General features: G+C 67.2%; 17 protein-coding genes. 13 read left to right on the top strand and 4 right to left on the bottom strand.

Features of this window, described 5'->3' with window-relative positions; all coding sequences use genetic code 11:
* Nucleotides 1–203: 203 nt before the first annotated feature.
* The 3 genes from rpoB to BN977_RS22190 all read left to right on the top strand — a co-directional run bounded on the left by rpoB (nucleotide 204) and on the right by BN977_RS22190 (nucleotide 8,614).
* Nucleotides 204–3,698 carry a DNA-directed RNA polymerase subunit beta gene (gene rpoB / locus BN977_RS22180; RefSeq protein ID WP_024454156.1) on the top strand — a complete coding sequence of 1,165 codons (3,495 nt, stop codon included), beginning with the start codon at nucleotides 204–206 and terminating at the stop codon, nucleotides 3,696–3,698.
* A 61-nt stretch (nucleotides 3,699–3,759) separates the two neighbouring features.
* Nucleotides 3,760–7,713 (top strand): DNA-directed RNA polymerase subunit beta', encoded by a 3,954-nt coding sequence (locus BN977_RS22185; protein WP_024454157.1) that lies wholly within the window; start codon nucleotides 3,760–3,762, stop codon nucleotides 7,711–7,713.
* A gap of 151 nt (nucleotides 7,714–7,864) precedes the next feature.
* Complete coding sequence (locus BN977_RS22190; RefSeq protein ID WP_024454158.1) at nucleotides 7,865–8,614, top strand: deoxyribonuclease IV; 750 nt, start codon at nucleotides 7,865–7,867, stop codon at nucleotides 8,612–8,614.
* On the opposite strand, the gene BN977_RS22195 is transcribed toward BN977_RS22190, so the two are convergent.
* Nucleotides 8,611–8,943, bottom strand: a complete 333-nt coding sequence (locus BN977_RS22195; RefSeq protein WP_036401543.1) for a cupin domain-containing protein — start codon at nucleotides 8,941–8,943, stop codon at nucleotides 8,611–8,613. The two genes, BN977_RS22190 and BN977_RS22195, sit on opposite strands and share 4 nt — an antisense overlap.
* Nucleotides 8,944–8,988: 45 nt before the next feature.
* Between BN977_RS22195 and BN977_RS22200 the strand changes: the two genes are divergently transcribed.
* From BN977_RS22200 to BN977_RS22215, 4 genes are read left to right on the top strand one after another with little or no spacing between them, the layout of a single operon-like run.
* A complete protein-coding gene (locus BN977_RS22200; RefSeq protein WP_036401544.1) occupies nucleotides 8,989–10,641 on the top strand; it encodes an acyl-CoA dehydrogenase family protein in 1,653 nt (550 codons plus the stop codon).
* Nucleotides 10,638–11,579 (top strand): crotonase/enoyl-CoA hydratase family protein, encoded by a 942-nt coding sequence (locus BN977_RS22205; protein ID WP_051561805.1) that lies wholly within the window; start codon nucleotides 10,638–10,640, stop codon nucleotides 11,577–11,579. The genes BN977_RS22200 and BN977_RS22205 overlap by 4 nt, the downstream gene beginning before the upstream one ends.
* A gap of 1 nt (nucleotide 11,580) precedes the next feature.
* On the top strand, nucleotides 11,581–12,288 hold the full coding sequence (locus BN977_RS22210) for a PaaX family transcriptional regulator C-terminal domain-containing protein (RefSeq protein WP_191262547.1): 708 nt from the start codon (nucleotides 11,581–11,583) through the stop codon (nucleotides 12,286–12,288).
* On the top strand, nucleotides 12,285–13,082 hold the full coding sequence (locus BN977_RS22215) for a crotonase/enoyl-CoA hydratase family protein (protein ID WP_051561807.1): 798 nt from the start codon (nucleotides 12,285–12,287) through the stop codon (nucleotides 13,080–13,082). The genes BN977_RS22210 and BN977_RS22215 overlap by 4 nt, the downstream gene beginning before the upstream one ends.
* Here the strand turns inward: BN977_RS22215 and BN977_RS22220 are convergent.
* From BN977_RS22220 to BN977_RS22230, 3 genes are read right to left on the bottom strand one after another with little or no spacing between them, the layout of a single operon-like run.
* A complete protein-coding gene (locus BN977_RS22220; RefSeq protein ID WP_036401549.1) occupies nucleotides 13,079–13,483 on the bottom strand; it encodes a DUF3060 domain-containing protein in 405 nt (134 codons plus the stop codon). The genes BN977_RS22215 and BN977_RS22220 overlap by 4 nt on opposite strands.
* A 45-nt stretch (nucleotides 13,484–13,528) precedes the next feature.
* A complete protein-coding gene (locus tag BN977_RS22225) occupies nucleotides 13,529–14,224 on the bottom strand; it encodes a M15 family metallopeptidase (protein ID WP_407661204.1) in 696 nt (231 codons plus the stop codon).
* A gap of 4 nt (nucleotides 14,225–14,228) precedes the next feature.
* Nucleotides 14,229–14,597, bottom strand: coding sequence for a DUF3060 domain-containing protein (locus BN977_RS22230; RefSeq protein ID WP_024454166.1), 369 nt, complete (start codon nucleotides 14,595–14,597; stop codon nucleotides 14,229–14,231).
* 124 nt (nucleotides 14,598–14,721) lie between these two features.
* Between BN977_RS22230 and BN977_RS22235 the strand changes: the two genes are divergently transcribed.
* The 6 genes from BN977_RS22235 (at nucleotide 14,722) to fusA (ending at nucleotide 19,745) form a co-directional block, all read left to right on the top strand.
* Nucleotides 14,722–15,252: a DUF3558 domain-containing protein gene (locus BN977_RS22235; protein WP_051561809.1), complete on the top strand. Its 531-nt coding sequence runs from the start codon at nucleotides 14,722–14,724 to the stop codon at nucleotides 15,250–15,252.
* Between the two features lies 1 nt (nucleotide 15,253).
* Entirely contained in the window at nucleotides 15,254–15,775 is a 522-nt protein-coding gene (locus tag BN977_RS22240; RefSeq protein WP_036401552.1) for a DUF3558 domain-containing protein, read from the top strand.
* A gap of 68 nt (nucleotides 15,776–15,843) precedes the next feature.
* The gene (locus BN977_RS22245) at nucleotides 15,844–16,410 is read left to right on the top strand and encodes a TetR/AcrR family transcriptional regulator (protein ID WP_024454169.1); all 567 of its coding nucleotides are present in this window, start codon (nucleotides 15,844–15,846) and stop codon (nucleotides 16,408–16,410) included.
* 310 nt (nucleotides 16,411–16,720) lie between these two features.
* Nucleotides 16,721–17,095: a 30S ribosomal protein S12 gene (rpsL, locus tag BN977_RS22250; RefSeq protein WP_019514018.1), complete on the top strand. Its 375-nt coding sequence runs from the start codon at nucleotides 16,721–16,723 to the stop codon at nucleotides 17,093–17,095.
* The gene (gene rpsG / locus BN977_RS22255; RefSeq protein ID WP_024454170.1) at nucleotides 17,095–17,565 is read left to right on the top strand and encodes a 30S ribosomal protein S7; all 471 of its coding nucleotides are present in this window, start codon (nucleotides 17,095–17,097) and stop codon (nucleotides 17,563–17,565) included. The genes rpsL and rpsG overlap by 1 nt, the downstream gene beginning before the upstream one ends.
* 128 nt (nucleotides 17,566–17,693) lie before the next feature.
* Nucleotides 17,694–19,745 carry an elongation factor G gene (gene fusA, locus BN977_RS22260; RefSeq protein ID WP_234709715.1) on the top strand — a complete coding sequence of 684 codons (2,052 nt, stop codon included), beginning with the start codon at nucleotides 17,694–17,696 and terminating at the stop codon, nucleotides 19,743–19,745.
* Nucleotides 19,746–19,781 lie beyond the last annotated feature (36 nt).

Here is a 19,781-nt window from a genome sequence, read left to right on the forward strand (position 1 = left end):
GCGCTATCGTTGGACGTTGCGCTGGCTGCATCCTGCCCACCCCTCATTTGCACCTGACATCGTGTACCTAGCCTGAGCCCTGCTCAGTGATCTGGTCGCGTGCCGTGCGTCCGAGGTTCGGACTGTGAGAACGCCAGCCGAACCGACGCAGATATCGCGGCACTTCGGAACGGCACCGTCCGCTCCCGGAAACGTCGCATGAGGTGCTGGAAGGGTGCATCTTGGCAGTCTCTCGCCAGAGCAAGTCCGCTATTTCTAACTCCGTACCGGGAGCGCCTAACCGAATTTCATTCGCGAAGCTCCGGGAACCACTTGAGGTCCCGGGGCTGCTTGACGTTCAGATCGATTCTTTCGAGTGGTTGGTCGGCTCCGAGCAGTGGCGTGCCAAGGCCGTCGAGCGTGGTGACGTCAACCCGGTGGGTGGCCTCGAAGAGGTCCTCGCCGAGCTGTCCCCGATCGAGGACTTCTCCGGCTCGATGTCGCTGAGCTTCTCCGATCCGCGCTTCGACGAGGTGAAGGCACCCGTCGACGAGTGCAAAGACAAGGACATGACGTACGCGGCCCCGCTGTTCGTCACGGCCGAGTTCATCAACAACAACACCGGCGAGATCAAGAGCCAGACGGTCTTCATGGGTGACTTCCCGATGATGACCGACAAGGGCACCTTCATCATCAACGGCACCGAGCGCGTCGTGGTCAGCCAGCTGGTCCGCTCGCCCGGCGTGTACTTCGACCAGACCATCGACAAGGCCACCGAGAAGGACCTGCACAGCGTCAAGGTCATCCCGGGCCGCGGCGCCTGGCTGGAGTTCGACGTCGACAAGCGCGACACCGTCGGTGTCCGCATCGACCGCAAGCGTCGGCAGCCGGTCACCGTGCTGCTCAAGGCGCTCGGCTGGACCAACGAGCAGATCGTGGAGCGCTTCGGCTTCTCCGAGATCATGATGGGCACGCTGGAGAAGGACAACACCGCCGGCACCGACGAGGCGCTGCTGGACATCTACCGCAAGCTGCGCCCGGGCGAGCCGCCGACCAAGGAGTCCGCGCAGACCCTGCTGGAGAACCTGTTCTTCAAGGAGAAGCGCTACGACCTGGCCCGCGTCGGCCGGTACAAGGTGAACAAGAAGCTGGGCCTGAACGCCGGACAGCCGATCACCAACTCGACGCTGACCCCCGAGGACATCGCGGCCACCATCGAGTACCTGGTGCGCCTGCACGAGGGCCAGACCACGATGACCGCGCCCGACGGCGTCGAGGTCCCCGTCGAGGTCGACGACATCGACCACTTCGGTAACCGTCGTCTGCGCACTGTCGGCGAGCTGATCCAGAACCAGATCCGGGTCGGCCTGTCCCGCATGGAGCGTGTCGTGCGTGAGCGCATGACCACGCAGGACGTCGAGGCGATCACGCCGCAGACCCTGATCAATATCCGCCCCGTCGTGGCGGCGATCAAGGAGTTCTTCGGGACGTCGCAGCTGTCGCAGTTCATGGACCAGAACAACCCGCTGTCGGGCCTGACCCACAAGCGCCGCCTGTCGGCGCTGGGCCCCGGCGGTCTGTCCCGTGAGCGCGCCGGCCTCGAGGTCCGGGACGTGCACTCGTCGCACTACGGCCGCATGTGCCCGATCGAGACCCCGGAAGGCCCGAACATCGGCCTGATCGGTTCGCTGTCGGTGTACGCGCGGGTGAACCCGTTCGGTTTCATCGAGACCCCGTACCGCAAGGTGGTCGACGGTGTCATCACCGACCAGATCGACTACCTGACGGCCGACGAGGAGGACCGCCACGTCGTGGCGCAGGCCAACTCGCCGATCGACGACAACGGCCGGTTCACCGAGGACAAGATCCTCGTCCGTCGTAAGGGTGGCGAGGTCGAGTTCGTCTCCGCTACCGAGGTGGACTACATGGACGTCTCGCCGCGCCAGATGGTGTCGGTCGCGACGGCGATGATCCCGTTCCTCGAGCACGACGACGCCAACCGCGCCCTGATGGGTGCCAACATGCAGCGCCAAGCCGTTCCGCTGGTGCGCAGCGAGGCCCCGCTGGTCGGTACCGGTATGGAGCTGCGCGCCGCGATCGACGCCGGCGATGTCGTGGTTGCCGAGAAGGCCGGCGTGGTGGAAGAGGTCTCGGCCGACTACATCACCGTGATGGCCGACGACGGCACCCGCCGCAGCTACGTGTTGCGCAAGTTCAACCGCTCCAACCACGGCACGTGCGCCAACCAGCGCCCGATCGTGGATCACGGGCAGCGGGTGGAGGTCGGCCAGGTGCTCGCCGACGGCCCCTGCACCGAGAACGGTGAGATGGCCCTGGGCAAGAACCTGCTCGTGGCGATCATGCCGTGGGAGGGCCACAACTACGAGGACGCGATCATCCTCTCCAACCGCCTGGTGGAAGAGGACGTGCTCACCTCGATTCACATCGAAGAGCACGAGATCGACGCGCGCGACACCAAGCTGGGCGCCGAGGAGATCACCCGGGACATCCCGAACGTCTCCGACGAGGTGCTGGCCGATCTCGACGAGCGCGGCATCATCCGCATCGGTGCCGAGGTCCGCGACGGCGACATCCTGGTCGGCAAGGTCACCCCGAAGGGTGAGACCGAGCTGACCCCGGAGGAGCGCCTGCTGCGTGCCATCTTCGGCGAGAAGGCCCGCGAGGTCCGCGACACCTCGCTGAAGGTGCCGCACGGTGAGTCCGGCAAGGTCATCGGCATCCGGGTGTTCTCCCGCGAGGACGACGACGAGCTGCCCGCCGGCGTCAACGAGCTGGTCCGCGTCTACGTGGCCCAGAAGCGCAAGATCTCCGACGGCGACAAGCTCGCCGGACGCCACGGCAACAAGGGCGTCATCGGCAAGATCCTGCCCGTCGAGGACATGCCGTTCCTGCCGGACGGCACCCCGGTGGACATCATCCTGAACACCCACGGTGTGCCGCGTCGTATGAACATCGGCCAGATCCTGGAAACCCACCTCGGGTGGGTGGCCAAGGCCGGCTGGAACATCGAAGGGTCGCCCGAGTGGGCCGGCAACCTCCCCGAGGAGCTGCTGTCCGCGCCGGCCGACAGCATCGTGTCCACCCCGGTGTTCGACGGTGCCCGCGAGGCGGAGCTGCAGGGCCTGCTCGGCTCGACGCTGCCGAACCGCGACGGTGAGGTCATGGTCGACGCCGACGGCAAGGCGCGGCTGTTCGACGGACGCAGTGGCGAACCGTTCCCGTACCCGGTGACGGTCGGCTACATGTACATCCTCAAGCTGCACCACCTGGTGGACGACAAGATCCACGCGCGCTCCACCGGCCCGTACTCGATGATCACCCAGCAGCCGCTCGGTGGTAAGGCGCAGTTCGGTGGCCAGCGCTTCGGTGAGATGGAGTGCTGGGCCATGCAGGCCTACGGTGCGGCGTACACGCTGCAGGAGCTGCTCACCATCAAGTCCGACGACACGGTGGGCCGCGTGAAGGTGTACGAGGCGATCGTCAAGGGCGAGAACATCCCCGAACCCGGTATCCCGGAGTCGTTCAAGGTGCTTCTCAAGGAGCTGCAGTCGCTCTGCCTGAACGTCGAGGTGCTGTCTTCGGACGGCGCGGCAATCGAGATGCGGGACGGCGATGACGAGGATCTGGAGCGTGCTGCTGCCAACCTCGGAATCAACCTGTCGCGCAACGAATCTGCCTCTGTCGAAGACTTGGCCTAATTGTGGCGGAGCCACGGGCGCTAAATGGTCTATCTATCCCGCAAGGGGAAAGGGAGTTTGCGTGCTAGACGTCAACTTCTTCGATGAACTCCGCATCGGTCTGGCGACCGCGGACGACATCCGCAACTGGTCCTACGGCGAGGTCAAGAAGCCGGAGACCATCAACTACCGCACCTTGAAGCCGGAAAAGGACGGCCTGTTCTGCGAGAAGATCTTCGGACCGACTCGCGACTGGGAGTGCTACTGCGGCAAGTACAAGCGCGTCCGCTTCAAGGGCATCATCTGTGAGCGCTGCGGCGTCGAGGTGACCCGCGCCAAGGTGCGCCGTGAGCGGATGGGCCACATCGAGCTGGCCGCGCCCGTCACGCACATCTGGTACTTCAAGGGTGTGCCGAGCCGGCTGGGCTACCTGCTGGATCTCGCCCCGAAGGATCTCGAGAAGATCATCTACTTCGCGGCCTACGTCATCACCGACGTCGACAACGAGATGCGGCACAACGAGCTGTCCACGCTCGAGGCCGAGATGGTCGTCGAGAAGAAGGCCGTCGAGGACCAGCGCGACGCCGACCTGGAGGCCCGGGCCCAGAAGCTCGAAGCCGACCTGGCCGAACTCGAGGCCGAGGGTGCCAAGTCCGACGTGCGCCGCAAGGTGCGCGACGGCGGCGAGCGCGAGATGCGTCAGCTGCGTGACCGGGCCCAGCGCGAGCTGGACCGGCTCGACGAGATCTGGACCACCTTCACCAAGCTGGCTCCCAAGCAGCTGATCGTCGACGAGGTGCTCTACCGCGAGCTGCAGGACCGCTACGGCGAGTACTTCACCGGTGCCATGGGTGCGGAGTCGATCAAGAAGCTGATCGAGAACTTCGACATCGACGCCGAGGCCGAGTCGCTGCGCGAGACCATCAAGAACGGCAAGGGCCAGAAGAAGCTGCGCGCCCTCAAGCGCCTGAAGGTCGTCGCCGCGTTCCAGCAGTCCGGCAACTCGCCCATGGGCATGGTGCTCGACGCCGTTCCGGTGATCCCGCCGGAGCTGCGCCCGATGGTTCAGCTCGACGGTGGCCGGTTCGCCACCTCCGACCTGAACGACCTGTACCGCCGCGTGATCAACCGCAACAACCGGCTCAAGCGACTGATCGACCTCGGTGCCCCCGAGATCATCGTCAACAACGAGAAGCGCATGCTTCAGGAGTCGGTGGACGCGCTGTTCGACAACGGCCGCCGCGGCCGTCCGGTCACCGGACCGGGCAACCGTCCGCTCAAGTCGCTGTCCGATCTGCTCAAGGGCAAGCAGGGCCGGTTCCGGCAGAACCTGCTCGGTAAGCGCGTCGACTACTCGGGCCGTTCGGTCATCGTGGTCGGCCCGCAGCTGAAGCTGCACCAGTGCGGTCTGCCCAAGCTGATGGCGCTGGAACTGTTCAAGCCGTTCGTGATGAAGCGTCTGGTCGACCTGAACCACGCGCAGAACATCAAGAGCGCCAAGCGGATGGTCGAGCGGCAGCGTCCCCAGGTGTGGGATGTCCTCGAAGAGGTCATCGCCGAGCACCCGGTGCTGCTCAACCGTGCACCCACCCTGCACCGCCTCGGTATCCAGGCCTTCGAGCCGCAGCTGGTGGAAGGCAAGGCCATCCAGCTGCACCCGCTGGTCTGTGAGGCGTTCAACGCCGACTTCGACGGTGACCAGATGGCAGTCCACCTGCCGCTGAGCGCCGAGGCGCAGGCCGAGGCCCGCATCCTGATGCTGTCCTCGAACAACATCCTGTCGCCGGCGTCGGGCCGCCCGCTGGCCATGCCGCGTCTGGACATGGTGACCGGGCTGTTCTTCCTGACCACCGAGGTCGAGGGGGACACCGGCGAGTACACGCCGGCCGCCAAGGATCAGCCGGAGACCGGGGTGTACAGCAGCCCGGCCGAGGCCATCATGGCGCTGGACCGTGGCGCGCTGAGCGTGCGGGCCAAGATCAAGGTGCGGCTGACGCAGCAGCGTCCGCCCGCCGCGCTGGAGGCCGAGCTGTTCCCGGAGGGGTGGAAGCCGGGCGACGCCTGGACCGCCGAGACCACGCTGGGTCGGGTGCTGTTCAACGAGCTGCTGCCGAAGGGCTACCCCTTCGTCAACGCGCAGATGTTCAAGAAGGCGCAGGCCTCGATCATCAACGATCTGGCCGAGCGGTACCCGATGATCGTCGTCGCGCAGACGGTGGACAAGCTCAAGGACGCCGGCTTCTACTGGGCCACCCGCTCGGGTGTCACGGTCTCGATGGCCGACGTGCTCGTGCCGCCGCAGAAGCAGGAGATCCTGGAGCGCTACGAGGCCGAGGCCGACTCGATCGAGAAGCAGTACCAGCGCGGCAAGCTCAACCACGACGAGCGCAACGGCGAACTGGTCAAGATCTGGCAGCAGGCCACCGAAGAGGTCGGTAAGGCTCTCGAGTCGTACTACCCCGAGGACAACCCGATCATCACGATCGTGAAGTCCGGCGCCACGGGCAACCTGACCCAGACCCGCACGCTCGCGGGCATGAAGGGTCTGGTCACCAACCCGAAGGGTGAGTACATCCCGCGTCCGATCAAGTCCTCGTTCCGCGAGGGCCTGACCGTGCTGGAGTACTTCATCAACACCCACGGTGCCCGTAAGGGTCTGGCCGACACCGCGCTGCGTACCGCCGACTCGGGTTACCTGACCCGTCGTCTGGTGGACGTGTCGCAGGACGTCATCGTGCGTGAGACCGACTGTGAGACCGAGCGCGGTATCAACGTCACCCTCGCCGAGAAGCAGGAAGACGGCAGCCTGGTCCGCGATCAGCACATCGAGACCTCGGCGTACGCCCGCACGCTGGCCACCGATGCGGTGGACGCGGACGGCAACGTCGTCGTCGCCCGCGGTCACGACCTGGGCGACCCGGCCATCGACGCGCTGCTGGCGGCCGGCATCACCGAGGTGAAGGTCCGCTCCGTGCTGACCTGCACCACCGGCACCGGTGTCTGCGCCATGTGCTACGGCCGCTCGATGGCCACCGGCAAGCTCGTCGACATCGGCGAGGCCGTCGGTATCGTCGCCGCGCAGTCCATCGGTGAGCCCGGTACGCAGCTGACCATGCGTACCTTCCACCAGGGTGGTGTCACCGGTGGCGCCGACATCGTCGGTGGTCTGCCCCGTGTGCAGGAACTGTTCGAGGCCCGCGTGCCGCGCAACAAGGCGCCCATCGCGGATGTCGCCGGACGTGTCCGTCTCGAAGAGACCGACAAGTTCTACAAGATCACCATCGTTCCCGACGACGGCAGCGAAGAGGTTGTCTACGACAAGCTCACCCGCCGCCAGCGGCTGAAGGTGTTCAAGCACGAGGACGGCTCCGAGCGTCTGCTCTCCGACGGTGACCACGTCACCGTGGGCCAGCAGCTGATGGAGGGTGCTGCCGATCCGCACGAGGTGCTGCGTGTGCAGGGCCCGCGCGAGGTGCAGATCCACCTGGTCAAGGAGGTCCAGGAGGTCTACCGGGCCCAGGGTGTGTCGATCCACGACAAGCACATCGAGGTCATCGTCCGGCAGATGCTGCGTCGCGTCACGATCATCGACTCGGGTGCCACGGAGTTCCTGCCCGGCTCGCTCACCGAGCGCGCCGAGTTCGAGACCGAGAACCGTCGCGTCGTGGCCGAGGGCGGCGAGCCCGCGGCCGGACGTCCGGTGCTGATGGGTATCACCAAGGCATCGCTGGCCACCGATTCGTGGCTGTCGGCGGCGTCGTTCCAGGAGACCACCCGCGTGCTGACCGATGCGGCGATCAACTGCCGCAGCGACAAGCTGCAGGGTCTGAAGGAGAACGTGATCATCGGTAAGTTGATCCCGGCCGGTACGGGCATCGCCCGCTACCGCGACATCCAGGTTCAGCCGACCGAAGAGGCCCGCGCTGCGGCGTACACGATCCCGTCCTACGAGGATCAGTACTACAGCCCGGACTTCGGCCAGAGCACCGGCGCTGCCGTGCCGCTGGACGATTACGGATACTCGGACTACCGGTAACCGCGTAAGAAAGAGGGCCCCCGAGACTCAGTCTCGGGGGCCCTCTTCGCGCCGACACTACGGTTTCTGCGGTGAATCGCGCTATTTCGCGCGATGAACCGTAGTCCCGGCGCGGAGGTGCTGCACTCGTGGGCCACCTAGACTGGTCGACGTGCTCATCGGTTCGCATGTCGACAACGCAGATCCCCTGGCCGCCGCGACCGCCGACGGCGCCGACGTGGTGCAGTTCTTCCTCGGCAACCCGCAGAGCTGGAAGAAACCCGCTCCGCGTGACGACGCCGAGATTCTGCGGGCCTCGACCGTGCCGCTCTATGTGCACGCGCCATACCTGATCAACGTCGCCTCGGCCAACAACAAGGTGCGCATCCCGTCGCGCAAGATCCTGCAGGACACCTGCGACGCCGCCGCGGCCATCGGCGCCACCGCCGTGATCGTGCACGGCGGGCACGCCGACGACAAGGATCTGGACGCCGGCTTCGAGCGCTGGGTCAAGGCGCTCGACGCACTGAACACCGAGGTCCCGGTGTACCTGGAGAACACCGCCGGCGGTGACCACGCGATGGCCCGCCACTTCGACACCATCGCCCGGTTGTGGGACCACATCGGAGACAAGGGAATCGGCTTCTGCCTGGACACCTGCCATGCGTGGGCGGCGGGGGAGGCGCTGGTCGACGCGGTGGAGCGGATCCGGTCCATCACCGGCCGCATCGACCTGGTGCACTGCAACGATTCCCGCGACGCCGCCGGCTCGGGTGCCGACCGGCACGCCAACTTCGGCCTGGGCCAGATCGACCCGCAACTGCTGGCCGCGGTGGTCAAGGCCGCCGACGCCCCGGTGATCTGCGAGACCTCCGAAGAGGGCCGCAAGGACGATATCGCCTTCCTGCGCGAGAACGTCTAACCGGCGAGGTAGACCTTCCGCAGCGTCTCGGTGACCGTCCACACCGTCTCGGTGCCGGCGGCCAGGCGCACCACGTCGCCCGGGCCGAGCGTCAACGGTGCTGTGCCGTCGGCGAATTCGACGGTCGCCGCACCGGAGAGCACGACGAACACCTCGTCGGCCTCGACATCGGGCATCACCCCGGGCGTCATCTCCCAGACGCCGATCTCCAGTCCGCCGAATTCGGTCAGCGTGTGCACCCCGGTGCGCGCGGAGCTGTCAGGGACCGGCTCCAGGGTGAGTTCCAGGTCGGCGGCGCGGATGGCGGAATTCGGCTTCACCGGACACATATTACAGATCTTGTGCGACTGTCGAAAAAGTGTAACAGTGGGACCATGCGAGATACCCATGTCGTGACCAATCAGGTCCCGCCGCTGGAGAACTACAACGCCGCCACCTTCCCCGCGCTCGCCGAGGCGCTCATCCGCGAGGGCGGCGAATGGGGCATCGACGAGGTGCACGAGGTCGGTGCGCTCGGCGGCAGCCGGCAGGCCCAGCGCTGGGGCGACCTGGCCGACCGCAACGTGCCGATCCTGCACACCCACGACCGGTACGGCCACCGCATCGACGAGGTCGAATACGACCCGGCCTACCACGAGCTGATGAACGCGGCGATCACCCACGGCCTGCACGCCGCGCCATGGGCCGACGACCGGCCCGGCGCGCACGTGGTCCGAGCGGCCAAGATGTCGGCCTGGACCCCCGAGCCCGGGCACGTCTGCCCGATCTCGATGACCTACGCCGTCGTGCCCGCGCTGCGCTTCAACCCCGAACTCGCGGCGATCTACGAGCCGCTGCTCACCAGCCGCGTCTACGACCCCGAACTCAAGGTGCCGGCCACCAAGGCCGGGATCACGGCCGGCATGTCGATGACCGAGAAGCAGGGCGGCTCCGACGTGCGCGCCGGCACCACCCAAGCCACCCCGAACGGCGACGGCAGCTACACCCTGGTCGGGCACAAGTGGTTCACCTCGGCGCCGATGGGGGACATCTTCCTGGTGCTGGCCCAGGCGGGCGGCAGGGGCGAGCGCAGCGACGGGGGGAACGGAGGCCTGAGCTGCTTCTTCCTGCCCCGCGTGCTGCCCGACGGCACCCGCAACCGCATGTTCATCCAGCGGCTCAAGGACAAGCTCGGCAACCACGCCAACGCCTCCAGCGAGATCGAGTACGACGGTGCCACCGCCTGGCTGGTGGGCGAGGAGGGCCGCGGGGTCAAGACCATCATCGAGATGGTCAACCTGACCCGGCTGGACTGCACACTGGGCAGCGCCACCAGCATGCGCACCGGGCTGACCCGCGCCGTGCATCACGCCCAGCACCGAAAGGCGTTCGGCGCCTACCTGATCGACCAACCGCTGATGCGCAACGTGCTGGCCGACCTGGCGGTCGAGGCCGAGGCGGCGACCATGCTGGCGATGCGGATGGCCGGGGCCACCGACAAGGCCGTGCACGGTGACGAACGCGAATCCCTGCTGCGCCGTATCGGTTTGGCCGCGGGCAAGTACTGGGTGTGCAAACGCGCGACGCCGCACGCGGCCGAGGCCATGGAGTGCTTCGGCGGCAACGGCTACGCCGAGGAGTCCGGCATGCCGCGGCTGTACCGGGAAGCACCCCTGATGGGCATCTGGGAGGGCTCGGGCAACGTCAGTGCACTGGACACGTTGCGCGCCATGGCAACCCGGCCGGAGTGTGTGGAGGTGCTGTTCGACGAACTGGCCCAGGCGTCCGAGCCCCGCCTGGACGCCCACGTCGCCGCCCTCAAGGCGCAGCTGAGCGACTTCGACAACATCGAATACCGGGCCCGCAAGATCGCCGAGGACATCAGCCTGGCGCTGCAGGGTGCGCTGCTGGTCCGCCACGGTCACCCGGCCGTCGCCGAGGCGTTCCTGGCCACCCGGCTGGACCGGCAGTGGGGCGGGGCGTACGGCACGCTGCCCGCCGGGTTGGACCTGGCCCCGATCCTCGAGCGCGCCCTGGTCAAGGGATGAGCGATCCGAAGACGGCGCCCTTGAAAACGGCGCCCTTGAAAACCATGACCTACGAGGTCACCGACCGGGTCGCGCGGATCACCTTCAACCGGCCGGAGAAGGGCAATTCGATCGTCGCCGACACCCCGCTGGAACTCGCGGCGTGTGTCGAGCGGGCCGACCTGGATCCGGCCGTGCACGTGATCCTGGTATCCGGGCGGGGTGAGGGGTTCTGCGCCGGATTCGACCTGTCCGCCTACGCCGACGGCACCTCGTCGGCCGGCGGTGACGGCCGGTACGAGGGCACGGTGCTGGACGGCCGGACCCAGGCCGTCAACCACCTGCCGGACCGGCCCTGGGATCCGATGATCGACTATCAGATGATGAGCCGCTTCGTCCGCGGCTTCGCCAGCCTGATGCGCGCGGACAAGCCGACGGTGGTCAAGATCCACGGCTACTGTGTCGCCGGCGGTACCGATATCGCGCTGCACGCCGACCAGGTGATCGCCGCGGCCGACGCCAAGATCGGCTACCCGCCGATGCGGGTGTGGGGGGTGCCCGCGGCCGGTCTGTGGGCGCACCGGCTCGGGGACCAACGCGCGAAAAGGCTGCTGTTCACCGGCGATTGCATCACCGGGGCGCAGGCCGCCGAATGGGGCCTGGCCGTGGAGGCGCCCGCGCCGGAAGACCTGGACGAGCGGACCGAACGCCTCGTCGAACGCATCGCCGCGATGCCGGTGAACCAACTCATCATGGCCAAGCTGGCCTGCAACACCGCACTGCTGCAGCAGGGCGTGGCGACCAGCCAGATGGTCAGCACGGTGTTCGACGGTATCGCCAGGCACACCCCCGAGGGCCACGCCTTCGTCGCCGACGCGACCGCCCACGGCTTCCGCGAGGCGGTGCGTCACCGCGACGAACCGCTGGGGGACTACGGTCGCCGCACCTCCGGGGTGTGAGATGCTGCGCCTGACGGCCAGGTCCGTGGTGCTCAGCGTGCTGCTCGGCGCGCACCCGGCGTGGGCGACGACGGCCGAATTGATCCGGCTGACATCGGATTTCGACATCAAGGAGGCCACGCTGCGGGTGGCGCTGACCCGGATGGTCGGCGCCGGGGATCTGGTCCGCTCCGACGACGGATACCGGCTGTCGGAACGCCTGCTGGCCAGGCAGCGCCGGCAGGACGACGCCATCGCGCCTCAGCTGCGGACCTGGAACGGGGACTGGCTCACGTGCGTGATCACCGCCGTCGGTGCCGATGCGCGCAGCCGCGCCGAACTGCGAAACACCTTGGCGCACAGCCGGTTCGGCGAGCTCCGCGAAGGGTTGTGGCTACGGCCCGACAACCTGACCCAGCCGGTGCCCGCCGGCGACCGGGTACGGGTGCTGCGCTCCCGCGACGACGACGCGGCCGGGCTCGCGGCCCTGCTGTGGGATCTGCCGGTGTGGGCACGGACCGGTCGGGCACTGCTGGACGACATGGCGGCCGCCCGCGATGTACCCGGCCGATTCGTGACGGCGGCGGGCATCGTCCGGCACCTGGTAACCGACCCGGTGCTGCCCGCGGAATTGCTGCCCGCCGACTGGCCGGGTGACGCACTGCGCGGTGCCTACCAGGAATTCGCTGCCGAGTTGGCGGCGCTACGCGACAAGGTGGAGGCGACATGACAGGTTCGGCGGGCAGGAGCGAAGCGACCGGGGGAGGGGTCCGCACCGAACGCAACGGACCGGTGACCACGGTGATCATCGACCGGCCGCAGGCCCGTAACGCCGTCGACGGCCCGACCGCGGCGCAGCTGTACGCGGCGTTCGACGAATTCGACAAGGACGACTCGGCGGCCGTCGCCGTGCTCTGGGGCGACAACGGAACCTTCTGTGCCGGAGCCGATCTCAAGGCCTTCGGCACTCCGGAGATGAATCAGACCCACCGCACCGGCCCGGGCCCGATGGGTCCCACGCGGATGGTGCTGTCCAAACCGGTGATCGCCGCCGTCGCCGGTTACGCGGTGGCCGGTGGGCTGGAACTGGCGCTGTGGGCCGACCTGCGGATCGCCGAGCAGGACGCGGTGTTCGGGGTGTTCTGCCGGCGCTGGGGTGTCCCGCTGATCGACGGCGGTACCGTGCGCCTACCCCGGCTGATCGGGCAGAGCCGGGCCATGGATCTGATCCTCACCGGGCGGGCGGTCGACGCCACCGAGGCGCTGGCGATCGGGCTGGCCAACCGGGTGGTCCCCACGGGTGACGCGCGCCGGGCCGCCGAGGAACTGGCCGCCGAACTGGCCGCGTCACCGCAGCTGTGCCTGCGTGCCGACCGCCTCTCCGCCCTGCATCAATGGGGTGAATCCGAGCAGGCGGCAATGGATTTCGAATTCGGTAGCCTCCAGCAGGTGGCCGCCGAATCGCTGGCAGGCGCCAAGCGGTTCGCCGACGGGGCCGGTCGGCACGGCGCCCGGGCCGATTAACCCTTGCTGATCTTGTTACCCGACCCCAGATCCTCGACCTTGGGGCTGCCGTCTGTGTAGACGACGGTATTGTTCAGCCCGACCACGCTGATCTCCTTGTCCACATGCTCGAAGGTCAGCTTGTTGTCCGCCCCGCCGATGTTCACGCTGGAGCAGGTCCCCTTCACGGTCAGCGTGTTGTTGGAACCGCCGATATTGAGCGATTTACCTTGAGCGCAGTCGATTTCGGCCGACGTGCCGAACGACCCGTAGTTGATGGTGTTGCCGATCTCCACCTGCGCGCCCGACGTGCCGGCGGTCGCGGTCGGCGCGGGGCCCTCGGAGTTGTCCGCGCCGCAGCCGGCCAGGCCCAGCGTCAGAAGCGCCGCGGCGGCCGAACCGACGATGTGTACGGATCGCATGTTTCCCTCGATTCTGGTCCCGACCCAGCTGACGACACATCCAGCCTAGGTGACCGGCACGTTGATGATGGGCCGTCGCTCGCCCGCGCCGGGGCCGTCGAAATGCCACCACTCACCGGCGTACGGGGCGAATCCGCCCGCCGTCATCGCCGCCCGCAGCACCGCCCGGTTGCGTTGCGCGGCCGCGCTGACCCCGTCGGTGGCGTAGGCGTTGGCCACCGGGGTGAAATCGTCGAAACCCGTGCCCATATCGGTCAATCCGGTGCGGCCGGCCGTCGTCACATCCACCGAGCGGCCCGATTCGTGGCTCTTCGAGTACGGGCCCGGCTTGGCCACCCAGGCCGGGTTGGACACCACGTCGAACATCCGCACCTGAACGTCATGCGGCCGGTAGCAGTCCCAGAACACCAGCACCAGCCCGTCGGCGCGCAGCCGCGCGGCGGCCGTCGCCAGACCGTCGGCCAGCGATTCGTGCACCAGGCACCGCGCACCGGCCGGATACAGCGGCTCGCCGACGAAATTGTCCGCGGTGGCGTAACGCAGGTCGACGACGGCGTCCGGCACGATCGTGCGCACGTCGACGAAGCCGACCGCCCGGGCCGCGTCCGATACCGGCGGCACGGGGACGTCGGGAACCCCTGGGACTCCTGGAACGCTGGTGGACACCGGTTTCACCGCCACCGGGGCCGGCGCGCACGCGGCCGCACAGCACACCAGGAGCAGACCGAGCAGCCGTCGCACAAGGTCAGGCGCGGTTGATGCGGTTGGTCATCCCGAGCTCACGGCCGCGGTCGATCACCGCCGGGTCTCCGGAGTGATAGATCACCGTCTGGTCATAGCCGTAGACGGTGATGTCGTTGACGACGTTGTCGGCGATCACGATGTTCGACGATCCCTGCAGCGCCACGCCCCAGCAGCTGCCCTTGGCGTTGATGGTGTTCCCGGTGCCGGTGACGAACAGCGTCGCGTTGTTGCAGTCCAGCGTCTGCACCACACCCTGGCCGGTGATGTGGGTGTCGCCGTTCTTGGCGCCCGCGGGTGCCGCCGACGCCATGGCCGCCGGAACCACCAGAGCACATGCCACCGCGGACCGCAGGATCGTCTGCACAGACACCTTCGCCACCTCCCTTGCCTGAGAAGAGTACGTTGCCGGGACCACGGTAGAACGTGTTATCACCGGTTACCGGATCGGCCCGATGGGGTCGCCGCGGGCGTGGTCCCTCGGTAGCGTGTGCTCGATGCGTCGGCGTGGCACTGCAGCGGTGGTGGGCGTGATCGTCGCGGCCCTGACGCCGGGATGCAGCCAGACCGTCGGTGGCACTGCGCGGTTGGCCACGCCGGGCGGGCCGGCCGACGACCGCAGCTACGGGTACGCGGACAACCGCTGCGGCCTGTTGCAGGACAGCACGGTGTCCCAGACCCTCGGTGCCGACAAGGTCGTGCGCCCCTACAGCGGGGCGGTGTGCCAGTACGTCCTGGACCGCAAGGGCACCGTGATCGACGTGGTGTTCGCCTGGTTCGACACCGGCACCCTCGATCGGGAGCGCGCACTGGCAGCCGAGCGCGGCGCGCAGATCACCGACACCGTCATCGAACGGCACAACGGCTTCCTGGCCCGGCGCGACGGGGTGGGTGTCGCATGCGCGGCCACCGCCGCCGGCGGCGGCGGAGTGCTGAGCTGGTGGGTGCAATACCGCCACCAGTCCACCGGCGACCCGTGCCCGGACGCGGAGAAGCTGTTGTCGGCGACCCTGAAATCGGATCTCTGACATGAGGGCGGCGCTGATCGTGATGTGCGCGGCGGCCGTGCTGGCCGGCTGCGGCGCGGCGGGGGAGCCGGGCGGGCCCAACACCCCGGCGGCATCGACCGCCGAGCAGTCGGGCTTCCGCGGCACCGACTGCAACGGCATCACCGATGCGGACATCACCGCGGCGGCGGGCAGGGCGATGTTCGGTGCGGCCGTGGTCAGCGATGCCGGCTGCTTCTGGCAGGAGAACACGCTGATCGGCTCGTTCGGGGCCGGGATGGGCATCTCCACCTGGTGGTACCGGGGCAGCGACATGGACACCGAGCGGGGCTTGGAACAGCAGGCCGGACGCACCGTCGTCGAACTGGCCGTGGACGGCAACCGGGGGTTCAAGGCGTTCGACGCGAACGCCTGCAGCATCTACGTCGCCAAGGGCCGCGACGTCATCACGTGGTCCATCCAGACCATGAATCCGGCGATGCTGCCCGATCTGTGCACGATCACCGAGCAGCTTGCCCAGCTCAGCCAGGACCGCGTGAACTAGAGTCCTTCGTTGACCCGACAGCGGGTGCCCACCGGAACACGGCCGATCAAGCGAGGGATAACGCGAATATGGCAGCGCGAGTGACCAAACTCAGTCGCGATGCCATCGTGAACGCGGCACTGGTGTTCCTGGACCGCGAAGGCTGGGATGCGCTGACCATCAACGCCCTGGCCACCCAGCTGGGCACCAAGGGCCCGTCGCTGTACAACCACGTGCAGAGCCTGGACGACCTGCGCCGCACCGTCCGGATGCGGGTGATCGACGACATCATCGGCATGCTCAACGCGGTCGGTCAGGGCCGCACCCGGGACGACGCCGTCGTCACGATGGCCAGCGCCTACCGCAGTTACGCCCACCACCATCCGGGCCGGTACTCCGCGTTCACCCGGATGCCGCTGGGCGGCGACGATCCCGAATACACCGCCGCCACCAGGGCCGCCGCGGGACCCGTGCTGGAGGCGCTGGCCTCCTACGGCATCGACGGCGACAACGCGTTCTACGCCGCCCTGGAATTCTGGTCGGCGTTGCACGGGTTCGTGCTGTTGGAGATGACCGGGGTGATGGACGACGTCGACACCGACGCGGTGTTCACCGATATGGTGCTGAGGCTGGCGGCGGGTATGCAGAAGCGCTGACGTGCCGTTGCAGTCCCGGTCTGACCTGCGATAAGGCCGTTACGCACGGGTTTGGTTGCGCGCGGGCACCCCTGGTATTGTGGATCCCCGTGCCTGGTCGACAGGGCCGCATGCTGCCGGAAAACGGTCGGTATGCCTGTGCGCCGGGCGGATTCGTATGTCTGCAGGCATCGGAATGCTATCGATCGGATGGGTTTCTGGTGCGTGCGACACGCCCGATCGCGGGGTAAGCGGTAGGGCGGAAAGAGCAGTACAGAGACTTACGCACCATCGAGAACAGCAGCAACGAAGCAACACAGAAAGCCGGTACATGCCAACCATCAACCAGCTGGTCCGCAAGGGTCGCCGCGACAAGGTCGCCAAGGTGAAGACCGCGGCGCTCAAGGGCAGCCCGCAGCGCCGTGGCGTGTGCACCCGCGTGTACACCACCACCCCGAAGAAGCCGAACTCGGCGCTTCGTAAGGTCGCGCGTGTTCGCCTGACCAGCGCGGTCGAGGTCACCGCGTACATCCCGGGTGAGGGTCACAACCTGCAGGAGCACTCGATGGTGCTGGTGCGTGGTGGTCGTGTGAAGGACCTCCCCGGTGTGCGCTACAAGATCATCCGCGGCTCGCTGGACACCCAGGGTGTCAAGAACCGCAAGCAGGCACGTAGCCGTTACGGCGCGAAGAAGGAGAAGAGCTGATGCCGCGCAAGGGTCCCGCGCCGAAGCGCCCGTTGGTCAACGATCCGGTCTACGGGTCGCAGCTGGTCACCCAGCTGGTCAACAAAGTCCTGCTGGACGGGAAGAAATCGCTGGCCGAGCGCATTGTTTATGGTGCGCTGGAGCAGGCCCGGGAGAAGACCGGCACGGATCCGGTGGTCACCCTCAAGCGCGCCATGGACAACGTGAAGCCGTCGCTTGAGGTGCGCAGCCGCCGCGTCGGTGGTGCCACCTACCAGGTGCCGGTCGAGGTGCGGGCCGAGCGCTCGACCACGCTGGCCCTGCGCTGGCTGGTCAGCTTCTCCAAGGCTCGCCGTGAGAAGACCATGATCGAGCGCCTCGCCAACGAGATCCTCGACGCCAGCAATGGCCTGGGTGCCGCCGTCAAGCGGCGCGAGGACACCCACAAGATGGCCGAAGCGAACCGGGCCTTCGCGCACTACCGCTGGTGATCGTCTGCGCCGGCTCGGCGCAGAGCCGGCGGGCACACCAATAGCAACCAAGCAAGCGAAAGAGTGGGAATCTAGCCGTGGCACAGGACGTGCTCACCGACCTCACGAAGGTCCGCAATATCGGCATCATGGCGCACATCGACGCCGGCAAGACGACGACGACCGAGCGCATTCTCTTCTACACCGGTATCTCGTACAAGATCGGTGAGGTGCACGACGGTGCCGCCACGATGGACTGGATGGAGCAGGAGCAGGAGCGGGGTATCACCATCACCTCGGCTGCCACCACCTGCTTCTGGAACGACAACCAGATCAACATCATCGACACCCCCGGCCACGTCGACTTCACCGTCGAGGTGGAGCGCTCGCTGCGCGTGCTCGACGGTGCCGTCGCCGTCTTCGACGGCAAGGAAGGCGTCGAGCCGCAGTCCGAGCAGGTGTGGCGGCAGGCCGACAAGTACGACGTCCCGCGCATCTGCTTCGTCAACAAGATGGACAAGCTGGGCGCCGACTTCTACTTCTCGGTGCAGACCATGAAGGACCGCCTCGGCGCCAACGTGATCCCGATCCAGCTGCCGATCGGCGCCGAGAACGACTTCGAGGGCGTCGTCGACCTGGTCGAGATGAAGGCCAAGGTGTGGCGCGGCGAGACCAAGCTCGGTGAGAAGTACGACGTTGTCGAGATCCCGGCCGACCTTCAGGAGAAGGCCGAGGAGTACCGCACCGCGATGATCGAGGCGGTCGCCGAGACCGACGAGGCGCTGCTGGAGAAGTACCTGGGCGGCGAGGAGCTCACCGTCGAGGAGATCAAGGGTGGTCTGCGCAAGCTGACCATCAGCAGCGAGGCCTACCCGGTGCTGTGCGGTTCGGCGTTCAAGAACAAGGGCGTGCAGCCCATGCTCGACGCCGTCATCGACTACCTGCCCAACCCGCTGGACGTGCCGGCCGCCGAGGGACACGTCCCCGGCAAGGAAGACGAGATCATCTCTCGTAAGCCGTCGGCCGACGAGCCGTTCTCGGGCCTGGCGTTCAAGGTCGCCACGCACCCGTTCTTCGGCAAGCTGACCTACGTGCGGGTGTACTCGGGCAAGGTCGACTCCGGCGCTCAGGTCATCAACTCGACCAAGGGCAAGAAGGAGCGCCTGGGCAAGCTGTTCCAGATGCACTCCAACAAGGAGAACCCGGTCGAATCGGCGTCCGCCGGCCACATCTACGCGGTGATCGGCCTCAAGGACACCACCACCGGTGACACCCTGAGCGATCCGAACAACCAGATCGTGCTGGAGTCGATGACCTTCCCGGATCCGGTCATCGAGGTCGCCATCGAGCCCAAGACCAAGAGTGACCAGGAGAAGCTGGGCACCGCGATCCAGAAGCTCGCCGAAGAGGACCCGACCTTCAAGGTGCACCTGGACCAGGAGACCGGCCAGACCGTCATCGGCGGTATGGGCGAGCTGCACCTGGACATCCTGGTCGACCGCATGAAGCGCGAGTTCAAGGTCGAGGCCAACGTCGGCAAGCCGCAGGTGGCCTACAAGGAGACCATCCGCCGCGCCGTGCAGAACGTCGAATACACCCACAAGAAGCAGACGGGTGGTTCGGGCCAGTTCGCGAAGGTCATCATCAACCTCGAGCCTTTCGAGGGCGAGGACGGCGCGACCTACGAGTTCGAGAACAAGGTCACCGGTGGCCGTATCCCGCGTGAGTACATCCCGTCGGTGGACGCCGGTGCGCAGGATGCCATGCAGTACGGCGTGCTGGCCGGTTACCCGCTGGTGAACGTCAAGGTGACGCTGCTCGACGGCGCCTACCACGACGTCGACTCGTCGGAAATGGCCTTCAAGGTGGCAGGTTCGCAGGCGCTGAAGAAGGCGGCCCAGTCCGCCCAGCCGGTGATCCTCGAACCCATCATGGCCGTCGAGGTCACCACGCCCGAGGACTACATGGGCGACGTGATCGGCGACTTGAACTCCCGCCGTGGTCAGATCCAGGCCATGGAGGAGCGCAGCGGTGCGCGTGTCGTCAAGGCGCAGGTGCCGCTGTCGGAGATGTTCGGCTACGTCGGCGACCTCCGGTCGAAGACCCAGGGCCGGGCCAACTACTCCATGGTGTTCGACTCGTACGCCGAGGTTCCGGCGAACGTGTCGAAGGAGATCATCGCGAAGGCGACTGGTCAGTAGACCGGCTGTCTTGGCAGACAACGCAATACCCATCAA

Origin of the sequence: Mycolicibacterium cosmeticum (assembly GCF_000613185.1) — a bacterium.
Classification (GTDB): Bacteria; Actinomycetota; Actinomycetes; order Mycobacteriales; family Mycobacteriaceae; genus Mycobacterium; species Mycobacterium cosmeticum.

Excerpts from the sequence above, each read along its gene's own strand:
- fusA (WP_234709715.1), top strand. The coding sequence starts at position 17,694 with ATGGCGCACATCGACGCCGGCAAGACGACGACGACCGAGCGCATTCTC.
- BN977_RS22215 (WP_051561807.1), top strand. The coding sequence starts at position 12,285 with ATGACAGGTTCGGCGGGCAGGAGCGAAGCGACCGGGGGAGGGGTCCGC.
- rpsG (WP_024454170.1), top strand. The coding sequence starts at position 17,095 with ATGCCGCGCAAGGGTCCCGCGCCGAAGCGCCCGTTGGTCAACGATCCG.
- BN977_RS22200 (WP_036401544.1), top strand. The coding sequence starts at position 8,989 with ATGCGAGATACCCATGTCGTGACCAATCAGGTCCCGCCGCTGGAGAAC.
- BN977_RS22205 (WP_051561805.1), top strand. The coding sequence starts at position 10,638 with ATGAGCGATCCGAAGACGGCGCCCTTGAAAACGGCGCCCTTGAAAACC.
- BN977_RS22195 (WP_036401543.1), bottom strand. The coding sequence starts at position 8,943 with ATGTGTCCGGTGAAGCCGAATTCCGCCATCCGCGCCGCCGACCTGGAA.
- BN977_RS22235 (WP_051561809.1), top strand. The coding sequence starts at position 14,722 with ATGCGTCGGCGTGGCACTGCAGCGGTGGTGGGCGTGATCGTCGCGGCC.
- rpsL (WP_019514018.1), top strand. The coding sequence starts at position 16,721 with ATGCCAACCATCAACCAGCTGGTCCGCAAGGGTCGCCGCGACAAGGTC.
- BN977_RS22220 (WP_036401549.1), bottom strand. The coding sequence starts at position 13,483 with ATGCGATCCGTACACATCGTCGGTTCGGCCGCCGCGGCGCTTCTGACG.
- BN977_RS22240 (WP_036401552.1), top strand. The coding sequence starts at position 15,254 with ATGAGGGCGGCGCTGATCGTGATGTGCGCGGCGGCCGTGCTGGCCGGC.
- BN977_RS22245 (WP_024454169.1), top strand. The coding sequence starts at position 15,844 with ATGGCAGCGCGAGTGACCAAACTCAGTCGCGATGCCATCGTGAACGCG.
- BN977_RS22210 (WP_191262547.1), top strand. The coding sequence starts at position 11,581 with ATGCTGCGCCTGACGGCCAGGTCCGTGGTGCTCAGCGTGCTGCTCGGC.